14 protein-coding genes are annotated in these 18,617 nt (G+C 70.3%); 6 read left to right on the top strand and 8 right to left on the bottom strand.

Annotated features, from left to right (window positions below):
- Window positions 1-742 precede the first annotated feature (742 nt).
- On the top strand, window positions 743-1,885 hold the full coding sequence (gene tgmC / locus ACFOY2_RS29730) for an ATP-grasp peptide maturase system methyltransferase (RefSeq protein ID WP_379531400.1): 1,143 nt from the start codon (window positions 743-745) through the stop codon (window positions 1,883-1,885).
- 11 nt (window positions 1,886-1,896) lie between these two features.
- On the opposite strand, the gene ACFOY2_RS29725 is transcribed toward tgmC, so the two are convergent.
- From ACFOY2_RS29725 to ACFOY2_RS29710, 4 genes are all read right to left on the bottom strand, one after another.
- A complete protein-coding gene (locus ACFOY2_RS29725) occupies window positions 1,897-2,595 on the bottom strand; it encodes a hypothetical protein (protein ID WP_379531399.1) in 699 nt (232 codons plus the stop codon).
- Between the two features lie 96 nt (window positions 2,596-2,691).
- Window positions 2,692-3,330, bottom strand: coding sequence for a response regulator (locus ACFOY2_RS29720; protein ID WP_379531398.1), 639 nt, complete (start codon window positions 3,328-3,330; stop codon window positions 2,692-2,694).
- A 31-nt stretch (window positions 3,331-3,361) separates the two neighbouring features.
- The gene (locus ACFOY2_RS29715) at window positions 3,362-4,186 is read right to left on the bottom strand and encodes a sensor histidine kinase (protein ID WP_379531397.1); all 825 of its coding nucleotides are present in this window, start codon (window positions 4,184-4,186) and stop codon (window positions 3,362-3,364) included.
- Window positions 4,187-4,821: 635 nt separating this feature from the next.
- On the bottom strand, window positions 4,822-5,631 hold the full coding sequence (locus ACFOY2_RS29710; RefSeq protein WP_379531396.1) for a crotonase/enoyl-CoA hydratase family protein: 810 nt from the start codon (window positions 5,629-5,631) through the stop codon (window positions 4,822-4,824).
- A gap of 108 nt (window positions 5,632-5,739) precedes the next feature.
- On the opposite strand from ACFOY2_RS29710, the gene ACFOY2_RS29705 reads away from it, so the two are divergent.
- From ACFOY2_RS29705 to ACFOY2_RS29685, 5 genes are read left to right on the top strand one after another with little or no spacing between them, the layout of a single operon-like run.
- Window positions 5,740-7,287 (top strand): acyl-CoA synthetase, encoded by a 1,548-nt coding sequence (locus ACFOY2_RS29705; RefSeq protein ID WP_379531395.1) that lies wholly within the window; start codon window positions 5,740-5,742, stop codon window positions 7,285-7,287.
- Window positions 7,271-8,176, top strand: coding sequence for a Zn-ribbon domain-containing OB-fold protein (locus ACFOY2_RS29700; protein WP_379531394.1), 906 nt, complete (start codon window positions 7,271-7,273; stop codon window positions 8,174-8,176). Before ACFOY2_RS29705 ends, ACFOY2_RS29700 begins: the two co-directional genes overlap by 17 nt.
- Window positions 8,173-9,198 (top strand): thiolase domain-containing protein, encoded by a 1,026-nt coding sequence (locus ACFOY2_RS29695; RefSeq protein WP_379531393.1) that lies wholly within the window; start codon window positions 8,173-8,175, stop codon window positions 9,196-9,198. The genes ACFOY2_RS29700 and ACFOY2_RS29695 overlap by 4 nt, the downstream gene beginning before the upstream one ends.
- A 1-nt stretch (window position 9,199) precedes the next feature.
- Entirely contained in the window at window positions 9,200-10,348 is a 1,149-nt protein-coding gene (locus ACFOY2_RS29690; RefSeq protein ID WP_379531392.1) for a thiolase domain-containing protein, read from the top strand.
- Window positions 10,348-11,937 (top strand): acyl-CoA synthetase, encoded by a 1,590-nt coding sequence (locus ACFOY2_RS29685; protein WP_379531391.1) that lies wholly within the window; start codon window positions 10,348-10,350, stop codon window positions 11,935-11,937. Before ACFOY2_RS29690 ends, ACFOY2_RS29685 begins: the two co-directional genes overlap by 1 nt.
- Here ACFOY2_RS29685 and ACFOY2_RS29680 read toward each other — a convergent pair.
- From ACFOY2_RS29680 to ACFOY2_RS29665, 4 genes are all read right to left on the bottom strand, one after another.
- Window positions 11,892-16,934: a hypothetical protein gene (locus tag ACFOY2_RS29680; protein ID WP_379531390.1), complete on the bottom strand. Its 5,043-nt coding sequence runs from the start codon at window positions 16,932-16,934 to the stop codon at window positions 11,892-11,894. The genes ACFOY2_RS29685 and ACFOY2_RS29680 overlap by 46 nt on opposite strands.
- Window positions 16,935-17,021: 87 nt before the next feature.
- Window positions 17,022-17,648, bottom strand: a complete 627-nt coding sequence (locus ACFOY2_RS29675; RefSeq protein ID WP_379531389.1) for a LysE family translocator — start codon at window positions 17,646-17,648, stop codon at window positions 17,022-17,024.
- A gap of 32 nt (window positions 17,649-17,680) precedes the next feature.
- Window positions 17,681-18,175, bottom strand: coding sequence for a hypothetical protein (locus ACFOY2_RS29670; RefSeq protein ID WP_379531388.1), 495 nt, complete (start codon window positions 18,173-18,175; stop codon window positions 17,681-17,683).
- Window positions 18,123-18,560, bottom strand: a complete 438-nt coding sequence (locus ACFOY2_RS29665) for a hypothetical protein (RefSeq protein ID WP_379531387.1) — start codon at window positions 18,558-18,560, stop codon at window positions 18,123-18,125. The genes ACFOY2_RS29670 and ACFOY2_RS29665 overlap by 53 nt, the downstream gene beginning before the upstream one ends.
- Window positions 18,561-18,617 lie beyond the last annotated feature (57 nt).

Raw genomic sequence — 18,617 nt, 5'->3', positions numbered from 1 at the left:
CCAAAGGACGTACGGCGTTGGTCGGTTTCCTCACGCGACCTGAGCTATCTCGGACCTCCTCAACCAGGGAAACAGCTTTGCCCTCCTCCGCAATCACCGTGCGTGGGCGGACGGTGCCCCCGGTAGAGAGCCATGAGACGGGGTGTGGTGATTTGTTGGCGTCCCGCCCGGGACAGCGGGAGGTCAAGCCTGCCGGATCATCGCACCCTTCCGGGTGGCAACGCGGTTGATGCTCCCCACCGCCGCCGGGTTGAGTGCCCGCGTTGCCACCCGTGTGATCTCGTGGATCGATCGATAAGGATGTGATTACGGAAGAATAATACAAAAACAAGCCAATTATTTCGTTATGGGAAATCCCTGTGCCTTGTCGTATGGGTGAACGCGCGACAAGTCGCAGGGTCGCATTGTCGCGCATCCAAATAGCCCTCTATAATGCGCTGATGCTATCAGCATTATTGACAACTCTGTAGGTCGGAGTTAATGCTTGAGTGCGAGGATGGGGTGCAGTCGTCGTTGATTCCACCGGCGCACTTTGTGCTATCTGGACGTCTACTTTAGATCCGACCGAATTGGACGAGAGAGTGAGGTTCGCGCCGCACCTATTTCAAACTCGGATGGACAAGGCGGCGGATGGTCCGGTTTTTCTTGAATGTAGCCCCAATGGGCAATGGGAGTGGATTGAGGATGAAACGGGAGTAGCGATATCTGCCGCCATCGCCGATCTTCTCTTGGAGGATCTCAAATGAACACCCCGCAAAAGCCAACAGTGTTTCCTTCGCCTCGAAATGCTCTAGCCGATACCTTCAACAACTCTTCGTGGCGCCATGCGATTGATTTCGTCGCGCGTGAACTCTTCCTGGGAAATGCGGTCTTCCAGAGCACGGAGCGCGGGGATCGCTGGGATGTCATCAGGCGCGTTGACATGAGTGCGGATGACTGGCTGTGTCTGGTCTACCGTGATGTCACTTGGGTTACCCAGGTGAACGGCATCATGGCGGAGCAGGCGACCGGCCGGACGTCAGGCGTGCCTACCTCCTCGTCCACCATGCCCAGCCTGGTTGTCCGGATGCTGGAGGCTGCCCAGATCCGCGAGGAAGACAAGGTATTGGAGATCGGAACAGGAACCGGATACTCCACCGCTCTGATGTGTTACCGACTCGGAGACGGCAGGGTGACCTCGATCGAGTACGACCCTGCGGTAGCCGCTCGCGCTCACAATGCGATCCAAGCCGCCGGATATGCCCCGACGCTCGCTGTGGGTGACGGACTGGCAGGGTATGCGGATAACGCTGAATACGATCGCCTGATCGCCACCTGTTCCGTGCGCTACATCCCGGTGCCTTGGATGTGGCAGGTGCGCGATGGTGGGACTATTACGACCCCGATGGCGGGATGGATGGGCGGCGTCGCGTTCGCTCATCTGACCCTCGACGATGCAGGAAATGCAAACGGACGCTTTCTGAGTGATGATCTTTATTTCATGACCGCGCGTCCACACCTACCTCATCCTCTGGCGTCTACTCTGGTACCGCGAGGAGAGCCACGAGAGAGCAGGATTGATCCCAACATCCTCGATGACAGCACAGGATTGTTCGTCGCCCAGTTGGGCGCACCGTCGGCCCAGCGCGCAGGTCTGGGAGACGAGACAATTCTGCTCGATGTCGCCACCGGCTCACAAGCGAGCACCCGCAAAGCTGCGGATGGCGGGTGGGTGGTGCAGCAGCATGGCCCGTTGCGTCTTTGGGACGCGGTTGAGGACGCCATAGGGATATGGCGGCAAGCAGGCTCCCCTCATCAGTCCAGCTTCGGGTTGACTGTCACTCCAAGCTGGCAGCGTGTATGGCTGGGCGACGTTGATGGCCCCTCCTGGGACCTCCCCGCCTGACCAACGTCCAGCTAGCCGACGAGGCTGACCAGGGTGACGGCGGCGGCGATGGCGGCGGCCAGGGGATAAGTCCACCACCTGGGCGCCGGTCCCTGCGACAGCACCTTGATGCCGAGCGGGACGAGGGCGACGCACAATCCGGCCGCAGCGACGATCGACATCACGCCAGTGCCCTTGAGCACCCCGACAGGCATGGACGTCATCAACGCCAACCCCAACGACTGCACCCGTCCAAGCACGCCCGCGCGCCACGCACCGACCGCGAAGACGACCCAGCCCACCATCGTGGCCAGGTTGATCGTCTGGAAGACGTGGAACGAGCCGTACTGCTCGCTGATCGCCCGCTGTGCCGTACCCAAGCCTTGAACGTCCACCAGTTGGAAGGCCAGGTGGCTGACGCCGGCGTGGAAGGTGCGGGCGAACAGGCCTGCCAGGGTGAGGGCCAGGCCCCATTGGGCGAGGCGCGGGTGTGTGGCGCCGATCCTTCTGGCCACACCCAGGACAGCGGGGGACAGCAGCACGATCCCGGCGACGAAGCAACTGTAGGCGGCCGTCATCTGTGCGGGGCTGCCGGCGAAGGCGGCGAGTTGATCGGGGAAGAACGCGTCGTGGCCGAGCTTCAGCAGGACGCCGATCATTACCAGCATCGGCCCCAGGACCAACCCGATGCCTTCGATCCATTTGCCGGGGAAACCCTCGTTCGTCATCATGGCCACGATTCAACCGGCGCAGGTCGGAGCGCACATTGGCGGACAGGCGAGGGTTGGAGGTAGACCTGGCACTACCTCTCGGCCGGCTGCGGGGGGTCAGGCGTCCAAGTAGGTCAAGACGGCCAGGACACGGCGGTGGCCGTCGCTGGTGGGAGGCAAGTCGAGCTTGGCGAAGATGCTCGCGATGTGCTTGGCCACAGCGGCATCGGTGACGACGAGCTCCCTGGCGATGGAAGCGTTGGAGCGCCCCTCGGCGATCAACCCGAGAACCTCCAGCTCGCGTGGAGTGAGGCGCTGGAGAGGGCCCCGGCGGCGGCGCAGCAACTGCCGTACCACCTCAGGATCGACGACGGTGCCACCGGAAGCCACCCGAGTGAGGGCGTCGACGAACTCCGCCACCTCACCGACCCGGTCCTTGAGCAGGTAACCGACCCCGGCCCCGTCGCCGGACTCCAGGAGCTCGGCGGCGTAGGTCTGCTCGACGTACTGGCTGAGCACGAGCACGGGCAGCGGCGACTCCGCGCGGAGGGCGACGGCGGCCCGAAGGCCCTCGTCGCTGAAGCCCGGAGGCATGCGCACGTCGGTCACCACGACGTCGGGGCGATGCTCGCGAACCACGTCGGGGAGGGCGGCGGCGTCGCCGACGGAGGCGACGACCTCGTGGCCGAAACGGGAGATCAGCCCGGCGAGTCCCTCCCGTAGCAGCACATCGTCCTCGGCGATCACCACCCGCATGGGCATCCTTCCTCGATTCGAGCAAGCCCGGTCACGTGACCGGGATGTCGACACGGACGACCGTGGGGCCGCCCAAGGGGCTTGATACGGCAATTGTCCCGTCTACTACGGCGAGGCGGTCCGACAGGCCGATGAGGCCGGTGCCGTGGGCGGGGTCCGCGCCGCCTCTGCCGTCGTCCTCGATCTCCAGGGTCAAGGTCTCGGCCTGAATTCGGGCGCGGATCGACGCACGGTGGGCGCCGCTGTGCTTGGCGATGTTGGCCAGGGACTCCGAGACGGCGTAGTAGGCCGCCACCTCCACCGCTGTGGCGGGGCGTTGCTCGATGACCATGTCCACGTCCACGGGAATCGCCGACAGGCCGGCCGCCTCCCGGACGGCTGCGGGCAGGCCCCGGTCGGTCAGGACCTGCGTGTGAACGCCGCGGATCAGCTCGCGGAGTTCGTTGAGCGCACGCTTGGCCTCCTCGTGCGCCAGGGCGACTTGTTCCGCGGCGGGGGATTCATCCGGGAGGTCGAGTTTGGCCAGGCCGAGCCGCATCGACAGGGCCACCAGGCGCTGCTGGGCCCCGTCGTGGAGGTCTCGTTCGATACGGCGGCGTTCGACCTCGAAGGCGTCCACCAGGCGGGCGCGGGAGCGCAGGACCTCATCCAGCTCCGCGTCCCTGCCGCCCAGCAGCCCTCGGATCATCGCCCCCCGCGCACCCGCCCAGGCCGTGAAGGTGTAGACGGCCGGCGGGACCAGAAGCAAGCTCCCCACCGCCACCACCACCGCGGGGCCGGGCGGGATGGCTTCAGGCGGTTGCACCACGGGCGTGAGCATCAGCAGCACCGGCCCGCCGAAGGTAAGGCCGAACATGATCACGTCGATCCAGCTCAGCGCCAGCAGCGATGCCAGCCCCGCCCCCGCTACCCGCCATTCGAGCGCGCTTCGACCCCGACTGGGGCGGTCGGGACTGCTGTGGGCGTTGGTGGGTGTGGGATGGGCTGGGGTGGACGCGGGATGAGCCGGCGTGGGATGGGTTGGGGTAGGCGCCGAGGTGTTGTGGGTGACAGTACGGCTTGCCGTGGTGTCCACCCAGGTCAGGCGCCAACGCTCAAACAAACCCACAAAAGGTACGGCAACGCCGAAAGCCACCAGGCCAGCCGCGACCCTCACCTCGACGTGCTCCAGACTGCCGATCCCCACAGCCACCAGCGCCACGATTCCGCACAAAAGCGCACTGGACGCCAGGTAGCCCAAAGCCCGCCACGGCCATCGGGAGCCGAGGAATTCCATCGGCCGCAGCGCGATGGCTTCCAGCGCGGTGCGAACCCGCTCTTTCCTCCTACTCACGGACGCCAGTCTGCCGGGTGCCGTTTCCGGGATCGGCCTCGGGTGGTTGGGGGTCTCGCGCCTGGGTCGCAGTGGATGAGCGGGAGCAGGCAATCCGCACCGGCGCTCCTCAGAAGGTTCTCCGCACCCGAAGCTGCGTCGTGCGCAGGTACCTCGGGTCAGTGGGCGTGGTACGTCGGGGGGCGCTTCTCGCGGAAGGCGCGGGTGCCTTCCTTGGCGTCCTCCGAGCCGATCACCGGCCAGCCCAGTTCGTCCGACACCTTCAACGCCTCCACCTCCGGCATGCCGAGCGTGTCGCGGTAGGTCCGCAGGATGGCCCGCACCGCCAGCGGTCCTGAGGCGGCGACGTCTTCGGCCAGTTCGCGGGCCGCCGTCAGGGCCTGGCCGTCCGGGACCATGCGGTTGATCAGCCCCATCGACAGCGCCTCCGCGGCCGTGATAGCGCGGCCCGTGATCAGGAGGTCCATGGCGTGGCAGTAGGGGATCTGGCGGGGCAGCCGTACGGCGCTGCCACCCATGGGGAACAGTGCGCGCTTGGCTTCGAACAGGCCCAGCGTGGCCGACTCGGCCACCACCCGCAGGTCCGTGCCGACCAGCAGTTCCGTTCCTCCGGCGACCGCGTAGCCCTCGACCGCGCTGATGATCGGCTTGGTCGGCAGGTCCTCGCGCAGCAGGCCCTTCCAGTGGAAGTTGGGGATCTGGGCGGCCCTGGCCTGGACCTGCGGGTCCTCCGACGGCTGGCCCATGGCCTTGAGGTCGGCGCCCGAGCAGAACGTGCCCTCCGCGCCCGTCAGGATCGCCACCCGGATGTCCGGCTCCTCCGAGGCGTATGCCCAGGCCGAGGCCAGGCCGATCAGCATGTCCGAGGAGAGCGCGTTGCGGGCCTGCGGCCGGTTCATGGTGACGATGAGGACGTGGCCGTCGCGTTCGATCCGGCAGTGGGGGGTGCTGATCGGCAGGAGCTCCACGTACGCCTCCGCAGTGTCTAATCAAGCGCTTGCTCAGGATTGGCCCCAAGGATACGCTCCCAGCACAGAACGAGAACAGGTTCCTGTTTTCTGACCCGAGGAGCGGCAATGGGCACGCTCGGTTTCTGGAGGCTCGCGCAGGCGGATCCCGAGTGGATCGCGGCCGTCGATCCCGACGGCACGGAGCACCGCGCGGGTGACCTGCTGGCCCGCTCGAACCGCCTCGTCCACGGCCTGCGAGCGCTCGGGTTGCGGCCTGGCGACGGCATCTGCGGCCTGGCCCCGAACGGCGCCGACAGCCTGGTGCTCTACCTGGCGGCGCTCCAGGCCGGCTGGTACTTCACCCCGATCAACTGGCACCTGGCCGGGCCCGAGATCGCCTACATCGTCTCCGACAGCGAGGCCAAGGCGTTCTTCGTGCACCCCCGCTACGCCGAGGAGGGGAGGCGGGGCGCGGAGGCGATCGAGCCGGACCGCAGGTTCCTGCTGGGGGAGGGGATCGACGGGTTCCGTCCGGTGGGCGAGCTCGTCGACGGTCAGCCGGACGGCGCCCCCGCCGACCGCACCGCCGGCGCCACCATGCACTACACCTCCGGCACGACCGGCAAGCCCAAAGGCGTCAAACGCCCGCTGAACGGCCTGGACCCGGACGACTCCGCCGAGCTGATGACGTTCCTGCTCGGACTGTTCGGCATCACGCCGGGCCGCCCGAACGCCCACCTGGTCACCAGCCCGAACTACCACACGGCCGTCACCCAGTTCGGCGGGACCGCCCTGCACCTGGGTCACACGCTCGTCTACATGGACAAGTGGGACGCCGAGGAGATGTTGCGGCTGTGCGAGCGCCACGGCGTCACGAACTCGCACCTGGTCCCGACGCACTTCAAGCGCCTGCTCGCGCTCCCGGAGCAGACCCGCCGCGCCTACGATCTGTCCTCGCTCAGGTGGATGATCCACGCCGCCGCGCCCTGCCCGGTCCCGGTGAAGTGGGCGATGCTGGAGTGGTGGGGCGACTGCGTGTACGAGTACTACGCGGCCACCGAGGGCGGCGGCACCCTGGCCACGCCCGAGGGCTGGAAGGCGCACCCGGGCACGGTCGGCACGGCCTGGCCGATCAGCGAGCTGCTCATCGCGGATGATCAGGGCGAACCCGTCCCGACCGGCACTCCAGGCACGATCTACATGAAGATGATGGGCGTCCAGTTCGAGTACAAGGGCGACCCCGCCAAGACCGCCGCGAACCGCCTCAAGGACTACTTCACCGTAGGAGACATCGGTTACCTGGACGAGGAGGGCTTCCTCTACCTGTGTGACCGCAAGGTCGACATGATCATCTCCGGTGGGGCGAACATCTACCCGGCCGAGATCGAGAACGAACTCATGATCCACCCGAAGGTGGCGGACGTGGCCGTGTTCGGCATCCCCGACGAGGAGTGGGGCGAGCAGATCAAGGCCGTGGTCGAGCCCGCGCCGGGCGCCGAGCCCGGCCCAGAGCTGGCCGCGGAGCTGCTGGCGTCGCTGGAGGGCCGCCTGGCCAGGATGAAGTGGCCCAAGAGCATCGACTTCATCGCGGAAATGCCCCGAGAGCCCAACGGCAAGCTGCTCAAACGCAAACTTCGCGCCCCGTACTGGGAGGGACATGACCGTGCCATCTGACCCCCTGGCGGCCCAGCACGTCCTGGAGTTCCCCGGCGGTTACACGCGTACGACGGGTCCGGTGGTCGGCCGGTTCCTGAGCGAGTTACGCGCTCGCCGCATCGTCGGGGTCCGGACGAAGGAGGGCAGCGTGCTCGTGCCGCCTCTTGAGTACGACCCCGCGACCGGTGAGCCGGTCACCGGCGAGTACGTCGAGGTCGGTCCGGTCGGCACGGTGACCGCTTGGTCCTACGTGCACGAGCCGCTCGAAGGTCACCCGCTCGACCGTCCCTTCGCCTGGGCGCTGATCAGGCTGGACGGCGCCGACACCGCTCTCGTGCATGCGGTGGACGTCGGCAACGTCAAGCTGTTCAAGGCGGGCGCCAGGGTGTGGCCGATGTGGGCAGAGCGCCCCACCGGCCACATAACCGATATTTCGTATTTCGTGCCTGAGGTCACGCAGATCGTGTCCCCGGTGCGCTCCGAATACCGCCTCCAGGCCGGCGGAGCCCTGCGCGTCTTCCTGCGAGGTGTTGAACGCGGCGTCCTCCTCGGCGGACGCTGCGAAACCTGCGACAAGGTGTACGTGCCCTACCGCCTGGCCTGCCCCCAATGCGGTAGGACCATCGCCGAGCCGCTCGAACTGCCCGACACCGGCACGATCACCACGTTCGCCATCAACAACCTGCCCGACCCGCGCGCCCCCGAGGTGCCGTTCGTGTCGGCGTACATCCTGCTCGACAACGCCGACATCCCCATGATCGCCCTCGTCGGGGACATACCCGCCCACCAGGTGCGCCAGGGCATGCGGGTGAAGGCGGTCTGGGTCCCTGAGAGCGAGCGCACGGCGTCCATGGCGAACATCCGCTGGTTCGCCCCCACCGGCGAGCCCGATGCGGAGTTGTCATGAGAGATGTCGCCATCGTCGCCTTCGCCCAGACCCACCACACCGACCACGACACCGGCCTGACCGAGCCCGAGCTCATCCTGCCCGTGATCGACGCGGTCAAGGAGCGCACCGGGCTCGACCGGTTCGGCTTCACCTGCTCGGGGAGCTGCGACTACCTCGCGGGCGCCCCGTTCTCGTTCGTCTCGGCCCTCGACGCGCTGGCCGCCTGGCCGCCCATCTCCGAGAGCCACGTGGAGATGGACGCCGCCTGGGCCCTGTACGAAGCCTGGGTGCGCCTCCAGCACGGCGACGTCGACAGCGCCCTGGTCTACGGCTTCGGCAAGTCGTCGCTCGGCGACCTGCGCACGATCATGACGCTCCAGCTCGACCCGTACTATCTGGCCCCGCTCGGCCTCGACCTGCACTCCTACGCCGCGCTCCAGGCCAGTGCGGTCGGCGCGGACAGGAAGGAACTCGACGAGATCGTCCGGCGGAGCCGGGCGGACGGGCGCGGCAACCCGTACGCGCTCGACCTGCCCGAGCCGGAAACCACCGACGACCCGGTCGCGGTCCTGCCGCTGCAGGCCAGGGACGTGCCGCCCATCACCGACGGCGCCGCCGCGATCGTGCTCGCGGCCGGCGACCTGGCCAGGCAGCTGTGCCCCGATCCCGCCTACATCAAGGGCATCGCGCACCGCATAGAGCCGCACTACCTGGGTATGCGGGATTTGGCCCGGTCGGCCTCCGCGGCCGATGCCGGACGCGCCGCGGGGGTCGGCAAGGGTCCCGTCGAGGTGGCCGAGCTGCACGCCCAGTTCCCGCACGAGGAGATCATCCTGCGGGAGGCGCTTGAGCTGCCCGCGGACACCGTGATCAACCCCTCGGGCGGTCCGCTGGCCGCCAACCCCGTCATGGCCACGGGCCTCATCCGCATCGGCGAGGCCGCGCAGCGCATCATCGACCGCCGCGCGGGCCGCGCCGTCGCCCACGCCGCCGGCGGACCCTGCCTGCAGCACAACCTCGTCACGGTCCTGGAGGCGTGAAATGGGCAACCCTTGCGCGGTGATCGGCGTCGGGCAGACGCACTACAGGAGCAGCCGCAGGGACGTCTCGATCGCCGGGCTGGTGCGCGAGGCCGCCCTGCGGGCTCTGGAGGACGCCGGGCTGTCGTTCAAGGACATCGACGCCGTGGTCATCGGCAAGGCGCCCGACCTGTTCGAGGGCGTGATGATGCCCGAGTCGTACCTGGCGGACGCGCTCGGCGCGGCGGGCAAGCCGATGATGCGGGTGCACACGGCCGGCAGCGTCGGCGGCTCGACGGCGCTGGTCGGCGCCAGTCTCGTCCAGGGCGGCGTGCACGACCGGGTGCTGGTCGTGGCCTTCGAGAAGCAGTCGGAGTCGAACGCCACGTGGGCGCTGTCCACGCACCTGCCGTTCAGCGCGTCGCTGGTGGTGGGCGCGGGCGGCTACTTCGCGCCGCACATCCGCGAGTACATGCGCAGGTCCGGCGCGCCCGGCCACATCGGCTCGCTGGTGGCGGTCAAGGACCGGCTGAACGCGGTGCGGAACCCCTACGCCCACCTCAAGATCCCCGGCATCGACAGGAAGATGGTCGAGTCCACGCCGATGTTGTGGGAGCCGATCCGCTACCTGGAGACCTGCCCGTCCAGCGACGGCGCCTGCGCGATGGTCCTGGCCTCGGAGTCGGCGGTCACCGGCACCCCGGCCTGGGTCCACGGCGCGGCCATGCGCTCCGAGCCGATCTTCCGCGCCGGGCGCGACACGGTCAGCCCGCAGGCGGGCAAGGACTGCGCCGCCGACGTCTACCGCCAGGCCGGCATCGCCGACCCCCGGCGGCAGATCGACGTGGCCGAGACGTACGTGCCGTTCTCCTGGTATGAGCCGATGTGGCTGGAGAACCTGGGGTTCGCCGCGGACGGCGAGGGATGGAAGCTCACCGAGTCGGGGGCCACCACGCTCGACGGCGACATCCCCTGGAACGCCTCGGGCGGGGTGTTGTCGAGCAACCCGATCGGGGCCTCGGGTTTGATCAGATTCGCCGAGGCCGCGCTGCAGGTGCGCGGCATGGCCGGCGAACACCAGGTGGACGGCGCTCGCACGGCGCTCGGCCACGCCTACGGCGGGGGAGCCCAGTTCTTCGCGATGTGGATCGTCGGACGGGAGAGACCCTGATGGAGTTCAACCACGCCGACCTGTTCGAGGGGCTCGCGGACACGATCGGGGAGCGCACGGCCGTCGTCTGCGGCGAGCACCGGCGCAGCTACGCCGAGCTGGACGCCGAGGCGAACCGGCTCGCCCACTACCTTCTCGGCCTCGGCGTCCAGCCGGGCCAGCACGTCGGGCTGCAGCTCTACAACGGCATCGAGTACGTCGCCGGGCTGCTCGCCGCGCTCAAGATCAGAGCCGTGCCGATCAACGTCAACTACCGCTACGTCGAGGCCGAGCTGCTCTACCTGTACCGCGACTCCGACATCAGGGTGCTGGTCTACGACGTGGAGTTCGATGCCAGGGTGGCCGCGGTCGCGCACCAGACCCCGCTGCTTGAGCACCTGGTCTCGGTCGGCGGGCCGTCGGCGATCGGCTCGGCGGTGCCGTACGAGACGGCTCTGGAGCGGGGCAAGCCGGAACGGGGCTTCGCGCCGCGCTCGGGGCAGGACGTGTACATCATCTACACCGGCGGCACCACCGGCATGCCCAAGGGCGCGATGTGGCACGTCGAGGACCTGTTCATGGCCTTCGGCGGCGGCAACCCGTACGGCGAGCCGCGCGCCACCCCGCAGGAGGTCGTCGACGAGGCGGTCAAGGCCGGCCCGATGGTGATGATGGCGGCACCGCCGCTGATGCACGGCGCCGCGCAGATGGCCACGTTCATCGCCTGGGCGATGGGCTCGACCATCGTGTACGTCCGCAAGTTCGACGCCGACGAGGTGTGGCGGGCGGTGGGCCGCGAGCGCGTGTTCACCATGAACATCACCGGCGACGCCATGGCCAGGCCCCTGGCCGAGGCGTTGGAACGCGGCTCCTACGACGTCTCCTCGCTGGTGGTGATCAGCTCGACCGGCGCGATCCTGTCCGGCGCGGTCCGCGACCGCGTCCAGGAGCTGCTGCCGAACGTGATGATCCTCGACAACTTCGGCTCCACCGAGTCCGGCTACACCGCCTCTGGCGTGGCCGGGTCGTCGCCCGAGGCGGGTCTGCGGTACAAGCCGAACTCCGTGGTCAGGCTGGCCGTGCTCGACGAGCGCAACCGGCCCGTCGAGCCGGGCTCCGGGCAGCTCGGGACCCTGGCCAGGGCGGGACGGGTGGCGTTCGGCTACTACAACGACCCGGACAAGACGGCCCGCACGTTCGTCACCGACGACGAAGGCACCCGGTGGCTGCTGACCGGCGACCTCGCGAGCGTCGACCCCGACGGGACCGTGAACGTCTTCGGCCGGGGGTCGCAGTGCATCAACACCGGTGGTGAGAAGGTCTTCCCCGAGGAGGTCGAAGCGGTGCTCAAGGGGCATCCCTCGGTGTTCGACGCGGTGGTGACCGGAGTGCCGGACGAGCGGTGGGGCAACCGGGTCGCGGCCGTGGTCGAGCCGCGCCAGGGGGTCGAGCTGACGGCCGCCGAGCTGGACGCGCACTGCAGGAAACTGCTGTCGGGGTACAAGGTGCCACGGTCGTACGCGTTCGTGGAGGAAATGGTGCGTTCGCCCGCGGGCAAGGCCGACTACCGCTGGGCGCGGCGGACGGTCGAGTCCCTCGGCGACGCCTGAGGCGGCTCGGCGAGGGCCCGCAGCACGTCGCGGAGCAGGTCGGCCAGGCCCTCGTCCCGGTCGTCGGTCACCAGGTCGCGCAGCAGATCGGCCGAGACCCGCAGCGCGGCCTCCGCGGCGTCGTCCCTGCCGAGCTCCCGCTGGCAGAAGCCGAGCCGGGCATGCGCCACGGCCCTGGTCAGCGCGTCGCGGGTGACCTGCGTGCCACGGTGGAAGACGAGGCTCGCCTCCAGCGCCCTGCCCGCCTCCATGAGTGCGTCGCCCAGCATGAGCATCGCCCTGGCCAGCAGCCCGGACAGCGGCGGGCTCCCCGGCGCGTACCGCTCCAGCGCCGCGACCGCCTCACGCAGCGGCTTCACGGCGTCGGCCGCCAGGCCCCGCATCCGCAGCGCGGAGGCCAGCGTCAGGCAGGCCCCCGCGCGGCTGGTGTGCAGGGCCTGGGCGTTCATGCCCGAGGTCAGCAGCTCGTCGTAGATCGCGATGGCCTCTCTGGCCCTCGCCTCGGCCTCCGTGCCGCCGTCGAGCCGCAGCAGGGGCAGCAGCTCGGAGCTCTGCGCCAGCGAGTCGGCCAGGATCGCCCGGTACGTCAGGTCGTCCGGCCACCGCCTGGCCAGCGGGATCAGCTCCTCCACCAGCGTGTGCGCCTTGGCCGGCGCGCCGAGCATCATGTGGCACCTGGCCAGCCGCTGCACCGCCAGCGCGTGCTTGACCGTGCCCTCAGGGTGGCCCGTTGTGGCGATCACGGCGTACTCGGCGGCCTCCTCCGGCCGTCCACCGGCCAGGAGGTCGTCGGCGAGCACCGCGGCGACCTCGGCCGCGGCCTCCGGGTTCCGCAGCCGCGTGTGGATCCGCAGGGCCTCCGTGAGCTGTGCCAGCGCCTCCTGCTTCCTGCCGAGCGTGCGCAGCACCTGGCCCTCGACCTGGATCGCCTGCGCCCGCACGGCCGGCAGCTCCTGCCCGCGCTCCTTGGCCCGCTCCAGCTCGGCCAGCGACCAGGTGACCGCCTCCAGCGCCGCCTGCGGGCGGTCCAGCAGGGCCAGGCTGGAGCCGAGCCGGGCATAGGTGGTGGCGGCGACGGCCGGGTCGTCCAGCTCGTCGCACAGGTCGGCGGCCCGCTCGCAGTGCGCCAGCGCCTCCACGGCGCGTCCGCGTTCGAGCAGTTCGACCGCGTACGCGCCGAGCGCCGAGGCCAGCTCCCTGCTCTCGTCGCCGAGCAGGTCGACGGCCTGCTCCAGGGCGGTCAGGTCGGCGCGGTCCAGCTTGGCCAGGGCGGCCAGCGCCAGGCCGAGCCGGCCCCGGTAGGTGCCGGAGAACGCGGCCAGACCTCGGTAGACGTGCACGGCCAGCTTGGCGCCCAGGACCGCGCTCTTGGTGTCGCCCGCCCGCGTGGCGGCGGTGCCGAAGCGGGTCAGGCAGCGGGCGTACCGGTCGTGTAAATCAAGGTCGGCGCTCAGCGGCACCTGCCGTTCGAGCGCCTCGGTGAACGCGGTGAGCGGTGGCAGCAGCACGGCCGGCTCGGCGTCGCCCGACATGTCGGCCAAGTAGGTAGACAGTCCGTCGATGAGGGTTCTGAGCGCATCGGTCCCCGGCAGCGGACGCAGCTCCAGCAACTGGGCGTGCGGCGCAAGACCGGCGGCCTGGCCCTCCTCCAGCACACGCGGCCCGGCCGGCTCGGGTCCCGGCGAGGGGCTTGGTTCGTCCGACTCGGTCCTGGTGGCGGGCTCCTCGCCGTCGAGGGCGGTCGGCATCCAGCGTGGTTCCTCGCGCCGCTCCTGGCTCGGCGACCTGTCAAGCCTGGCTCGCACCTCGGCCAGGTGGCGCGTGTACCCGGCGCCTTCGTACAGTTCGGCTGCGACCTCCAGGTGGGCGTGGGCGTCGGCCGCGCGGCCGAGCTCGTCCAGGCACAGGCCCAGCAGATGCCGGGCCCTGGCCTGCGTGTGCGGCTCGGACGCCGCGCTCATGGCCTCTTGGAGCGGGTCGAGCGCCTGCTCGGGGCGGTCGTCCACGAGCAGCAGCTCGCCGAGGTCGAGGAGCCGGCCGGCCAGGCGGGGGCGGTGCTCGGCGGGTTCGAGGGTGACCAGGGCGCGTAGGTCGCGGACGGACTCGGCGGCCGAGCGGACGGCCGCGTCGAGGTCGTCCAGGTCGGCGTGCAGACGGGAGAGTAAGGCCGTGGCCTCGGCCAGCATGAACCGTAGCTCCGGCTCCTCCGGCGCGAGGGCACGCAGGCGCACGACGGCCTCGGCGGCGGGGGCCAGGGCGTCGGCCACCCTGCCGTGCTCGTGCAACCACGAGGCGAGCAGCCGCAGCCGGTGGGCCAGGTCGCGGTCCGTCGGCGCCGCGAACCTGACGGCCCTGGTCGCCGCCCCCGCCAGACAGGCGCCCAGCTCGGGCAGCGCCGCGTCATCCGCCTCCTCGAACGGCGCCAGCGGCTTGGGCAACACCCCACCACCCGGCTCCCCGAACGGCGCCGACGGTCCCACGACGCCTGGCTCCCCGAACGGTGGTGACGGTCTCTTGGTGTCCGGGTTCTCGAAGGGTGCCGGTTGCGGGGCCATGGACAGGACGTCTGCCAGGTTTGCCGCGAAGGCCGGGTCGCCGCCGGCCGTCTCGAACGCGGTGACGGCCTCGTGCGTCCGCCCGGCCTCCATCAGCGCGCACGCCAGGTTGTGGTGGGCTCGCGCGGCCCGCTCCGCGTACCGGGCGTCCTCCTCGGCCAAAATGCGGAACCTGGCCGCCGCCTCCTGGGCGGGTTTGAGCGCGCGGGACGCCTCACCGGCCAGCAGGAGGCAGGCGCCCAGGTCGTACAGGGCCTCGGCCCGTCCCACCGCCTCCTCGTACGGGGGAGCGGCGGCGAAGATCTCGACGGCTTCGGTCGCGGCGACGACGGCCTCGCCCACCCGGCCCACGGCCGCCAGCCGGCCGGACAGCGTCGTCAGCGCCCCGGCCAGCGCCATGGGCCGGTCGCCCGCCCGCAGGTGCCGCACGGCCAGCTCGCCGAGCGTCACGTCGAGGGCGCGCAGCCCCAGCCGCGTGTCCCGCCGCACCGGCAGCGCCGCCACGGCCGCGGCGATCCGCCGATCGTCGGCGAACAGCCCCAGCGCCGCGTTGAGCACGTCGCCGAGCCGGGTGGCGGGCGCCGCCGCGGCCTGCGCGACCAGGCTGGCGATCCGGCTCACGACCAGCGACCGCAGCGCGGACCTGACGCGTTCGGCGTCCGCGCACAGCCGCAGGACGTCGAGCAGTCGCACGAGGTGCCGGGTGGTGCGGCCCTCGTGATCGTGCACGGCGAGCACGAGCGTCTCCAAGCCCTCCGTCTCGGCCAGGAGCCGCTCGGCCACGATGTCCGGCCCGAGCGGCGCGGGCCGTTCGCCGCCGGGGAAGATCCGGCCCAGCCAGGCCGCCACGTCCAGGACCCGGCCGTTCAGGCCGCCGGGCGAGGACAGACCGGGAACGGCTGTCAGCAGCCCTGGCAGTTCGGCGGTCGTCGGGGCGGTGAGCGTCAGGAGCGCCGCCGCCTGCCTGGCCGTCGCCTGGTCAGGGCGGCCGTCCGGCCAGATCTGGGCCCATTGGTCCTGTTCGCGGGCGAGGAATCGGCCGACCAGCTCATCGTGGCTCCGCTCGTCCCCGTCGCGCAGGCGCACCAGGGCCGCCAGGTGGACGCGGAGCGGCAGGCCGTACTCGGGGTCGTCGAGCGGCGGTGGCGCGGGCAGCGCGGCCCGGCTGGGCGCGAACGCCTTCATGGCCGCCTGCGCGTGCTGCCGCCGCTCCGCCAGGGTGAGCGGATGGGCGTTGAGCTGGACGGTCGTGCTGTTGAGCCGCCGCAGCCAGCCGCCGGCGGCGGTGTCCAGGCGGCGCCACCACTCGCTCTCCGCGGGCTCGCGGGCCAGCAGCAGGAGCCGGACGCGGGGGTTGTGGCGGTGCTTGGCCAGGCGGCGTACCAGTTCGCCGACCAGCGGCGCGGACGGCTCGGCCTGGTCGACGACCAGCAGGGTCGGGCGCAGCGCGTCCAGGGTGGCGGCCGGGTCGGCCAGCGGGCCGCAGGCGGCGTCCAGCGGCAGGAACCCGCTCTGCCACCCCGCCTCCGCCAGCTCCTCGCACAGCTCGCCCGCCAGCCGGGTCTTGCCCGTGCCGCCCTGACCGGTCAGCACCGCGATCGAGAGCGCGGCGGGCTCGGCGGTCCACTCGCGCAGCCGCGCCAGCTCCTCGTCCCGGCCGACGAAGGGCACCACCGCGTGCCGCGGCATCAGCAGCGTCCAGTCGGGGCCGTCTTGTGGCAGGCGTTCGCGGGCGGGGACGGACAGGGCGGGCAGCAGCGTCGCGGGGTCGCCCTCCGCCACGGTTTCGAGCGTGCCGGGCGGCACGCCCGTCAGCTCGCGGAACCGCTGGTCGCTCAGCAGGGCGGTGACGGGGACGGCGTCCAGGCGGCGCTGGGCGTGCCCGTCGCGGCCGGCGGCGATCACGCCGATGAGCTGCCTGGTGGGCTCGGCCAGCAGGACGGCGCCCGACATGCCCTGCCAGAGGGAGACGGGGGTGTCGGGGGTGAGGACGGTGACCGCCAGCGCCTTCGACACCGCGCCGGTGGGGGCGTCGACCAGGCCCGCCAGTGTCTGCGCGTCCCTGAACCCGGCCCGCTGCCCCACCCGGGGAAAGCCCCTGGCCACGCAGCGCAGCCGGAACCGGCCCTCGACGTCGTCCGCCACCCTGGCCCAGCGGACGTGTTCGACGCCGGGCAGTTCGGCCCATGGGGAGTCGGGCACCCGCAGCAGCACCGCGCCCGTGCCGCCGCGTCCGCGCCACACCTGCTCGGCCGGTGACCAGCGGCCCGACCACGGCGCGCGGACCTGGCACGGCGCGTCGGGATCGACCACGTCGCAGGAGGACAGCACCAGATCGGCGCCGATCATGTATCCGGAGCCGGTCACGCCGACGAGGTCGTCATGACCGGAGTAGACCTCGACGACCCGTTCGAGCCCGAGGCGGTGTGGTGGCGTGTCCATGGGGTCCGCCCCTCAGCTACGTCCCGACGTGCCGTCTCCCCATCATGATCTCACTATGGCATTTCGGCCCGGAAATTTCCTGGCTTGTCAGGCCTTGGACGTTGTGAGCCACGCCGCCAGCCCGAGGTAGACGACCCCGCTGCCCACGTCGATGCGGCGGCGGGCACGGGCCGAACCGCGCACCCGCCCGGCCAGGGCCGAGGAGAGTAGCGCGTACGTGCCGTCGGAGGCCATCCCGAGCGCCAGCCAGATCGCCCCGAGCAGCAGGATCTGCGGCGCGATGGGGCCGGCGGCGGGGTCGGTGAAGTGCGGCAGGAACGACAGGAAGAAGATCGCGGTCTTGGGGTTGAGCACGTTGACCACGAACCCCTCCCAGAACAGCCGGCTGTTCGACTGCACGCGCAGCTCGACCGTCTCCTCGCCCTCGTCGCGCTGGATGAGCTTGCGCACGCCCAGCCAGACCAGGTAGGCGACGCCCGCGTACTTGACCACGGTGAACGCCGTGGCCGAGGCAGCCAGCAGCGCGCTGAGGCCCAGCGCCGCCGCCACGATGTGCACGATCGAGCCGACGTGCACGCCGAGCACGGAGATCAGGCCGGCGGGGCGGCCCTGGGAGACGCTGCGGGTGACGATGTACAGGACCGCGGGCCCGGGGACCACGAGCAGGCCGAGCGTGACCACGCAGAAGAAAGCAAGTGTTGAGATGTCCGGCATGGGGTCATCGTAGAGGTGGCGTCAAAGGCGTTTCATTGCCTGGCCTCCGGCGGACGGTCACCGCGCTGCCAGCCATCGGCGAACAGCTCCAAGACCGGCCCGAAGTCGGTGGGGTCGCGCTGCGAGCCGACGATCAGCCAGATCATCATGAAGATCGCGACCGCCATCAGGACGGCGCCCAGGGCGACGGCGTCCATCAAGAACGCGGCCGACATAACCGCGACCAAGGGGCCGAGCAGCACTCCTGCGGCGATTCGCCAGCCGCGCTTCGTCCTGCACCGGCGGCAGCGCGGCACCTCGACCGTGATCGTCCGCCAGGTGATCCGGGTCTGGTAGTACGCGGTGGTCTCGCGGTTGACGCCACCGTGCATGGGCACTTTTCTCGCGCACGCCTCGTCGGCGTCCTGCCCGCAGAAGAAGCAGGAGGCATAGGCGAGGTTGTCGTTGATGATCTTGATGTTCTTCTGCACACGGTCACGGACCGATTCCGTGTTCGCCAGGGCGAGGGCGGGCTCGAGGAGGTCCAAAGACCGCTGGTACCCCTCGGTCGTGTTGACCCTGGTAGGACAGCACCTCGATCGCGAGCCCTGGGTCGAACGGGTCGTTCATGTGCTCCTGGACCGTGATGCCGGCCTTGGTGAAGGTGTCCCAGGCCATCTCCAGGTAGCGGGTCATGACCCGGGACTCCCCGGGGAGTCGCCGCACCCGGCGATCGAGCCGCCAGATGCTCGTCACCACCTCGGCCACCGAGGGGCCGCGGAGACCGTCGTCCGGAATTTCCGCGGGCTTGTTCGCCACGAGACGCTCGAACGCCGCCAGGGCATCCTCGGGCCAGGCCGCGGCGTGGATGCGGAATTCCCTGGGGTGCCGTAGCTGCCGGACCCGCGCCCTTATGGAACTCAGCAGTGCCACGTCCGCACGTCCCTTCCCGCTTCTCGCCGCTGACCGATGCAAGGTAACGCCGGACAT

The sequence above is a fragment of the Nonomuraea purpurea genome (assembly GCF_042650645.1).
GTDB lineage: Bacteria > Actinomycetota > Actinomycetes > Streptosporangiales > Streptosporangiaceae > Nonomuraea > Nonomuraea purpurea.
The sequence above is the reverse complement of the archived record's forward strand: the minus strand, read 5'-3'. Positions and strand labels throughout refer to the sequence as shown.

What these genes read in the sequence shown, in the direction of transcription:
- ACFOY2_RS29680 (WP_379531390.1), bottom strand. Translation starts at nt 16,934, where the DNA reads ATGGACACGCCACCACACCGCCTCGGGCTCGAACGGGTCGTCGAGGTC.
- ACFOY2_RS29690 (WP_379531392.1), top strand. Translation starts at nt 9,200, where the DNA reads ATGGGCAACCCTTGCGCGGTGATCGGCGTCGGGCAGACGCACTACAGG.
- ACFOY2_RS29700 (WP_379531394.1), top strand. Translation starts at nt 7,271, where the DNA reads ATGACCGTGCCATCTGACCCCCTGGCGGCCCAGCACGTCCTGGAGTTC.
- ACFOY2_RS29685 (WP_379531391.1), top strand. Translation starts at nt 10,348, where the DNA reads ATGGAGTTCAACCACGCCGACCTGTTCGAGGGGCTCGCGGACACGATC.
- ACFOY2_RS29705 (WP_379531395.1), top strand. Translation starts at nt 5,740, where the DNA reads ATGGGCACGCTCGGTTTCTGGAGGCTCGCGCAGGCGGATCCCGAGTGG.
- ACFOY2_RS29725 (WP_379531399.1), bottom strand. Translation starts at nt 2,595, where the DNA reads ATGATGACGAACGAGGGTTTCCCCGGCAAATGGATCGAAGGCATCGGG.
- ACFOY2_RS29695 (WP_379531393.1), top strand. Translation starts at nt 8,173, where the DNA reads ATGAGAGATGTCGCCATCGTCGCCTTCGCCCAGACCCACCACACCGAC.
- tgmC (WP_379531400.1), top strand. Translation starts at nt 743, where the DNA reads ATGAACACCCCGCAAAAGCCAACAGTGTTTCCTTCGCCTCGAAATGCT.
- ACFOY2_RS29675 (WP_379531389.1), bottom strand. Translation starts at nt 17,648, where the DNA reads ATGCCGGACATCTCAACACTTGCTTTCTTCTGCGTGGTCACGCTCGGC.
- ACFOY2_RS29715 (WP_379531397.1), bottom strand. Translation starts at nt 4,186, where the DNA reads ATGTTCGGCCTTACCTTCGGCGGGCCGGTGCTGCTGATGCTCACGCCC.
- ACFOY2_RS29720 (WP_379531398.1), bottom strand. Translation starts at nt 3,330, where the DNA reads ATGCGGGTGGTGATCGCCGAGGACGATGTGCTGCTACGGGAGGGACTC.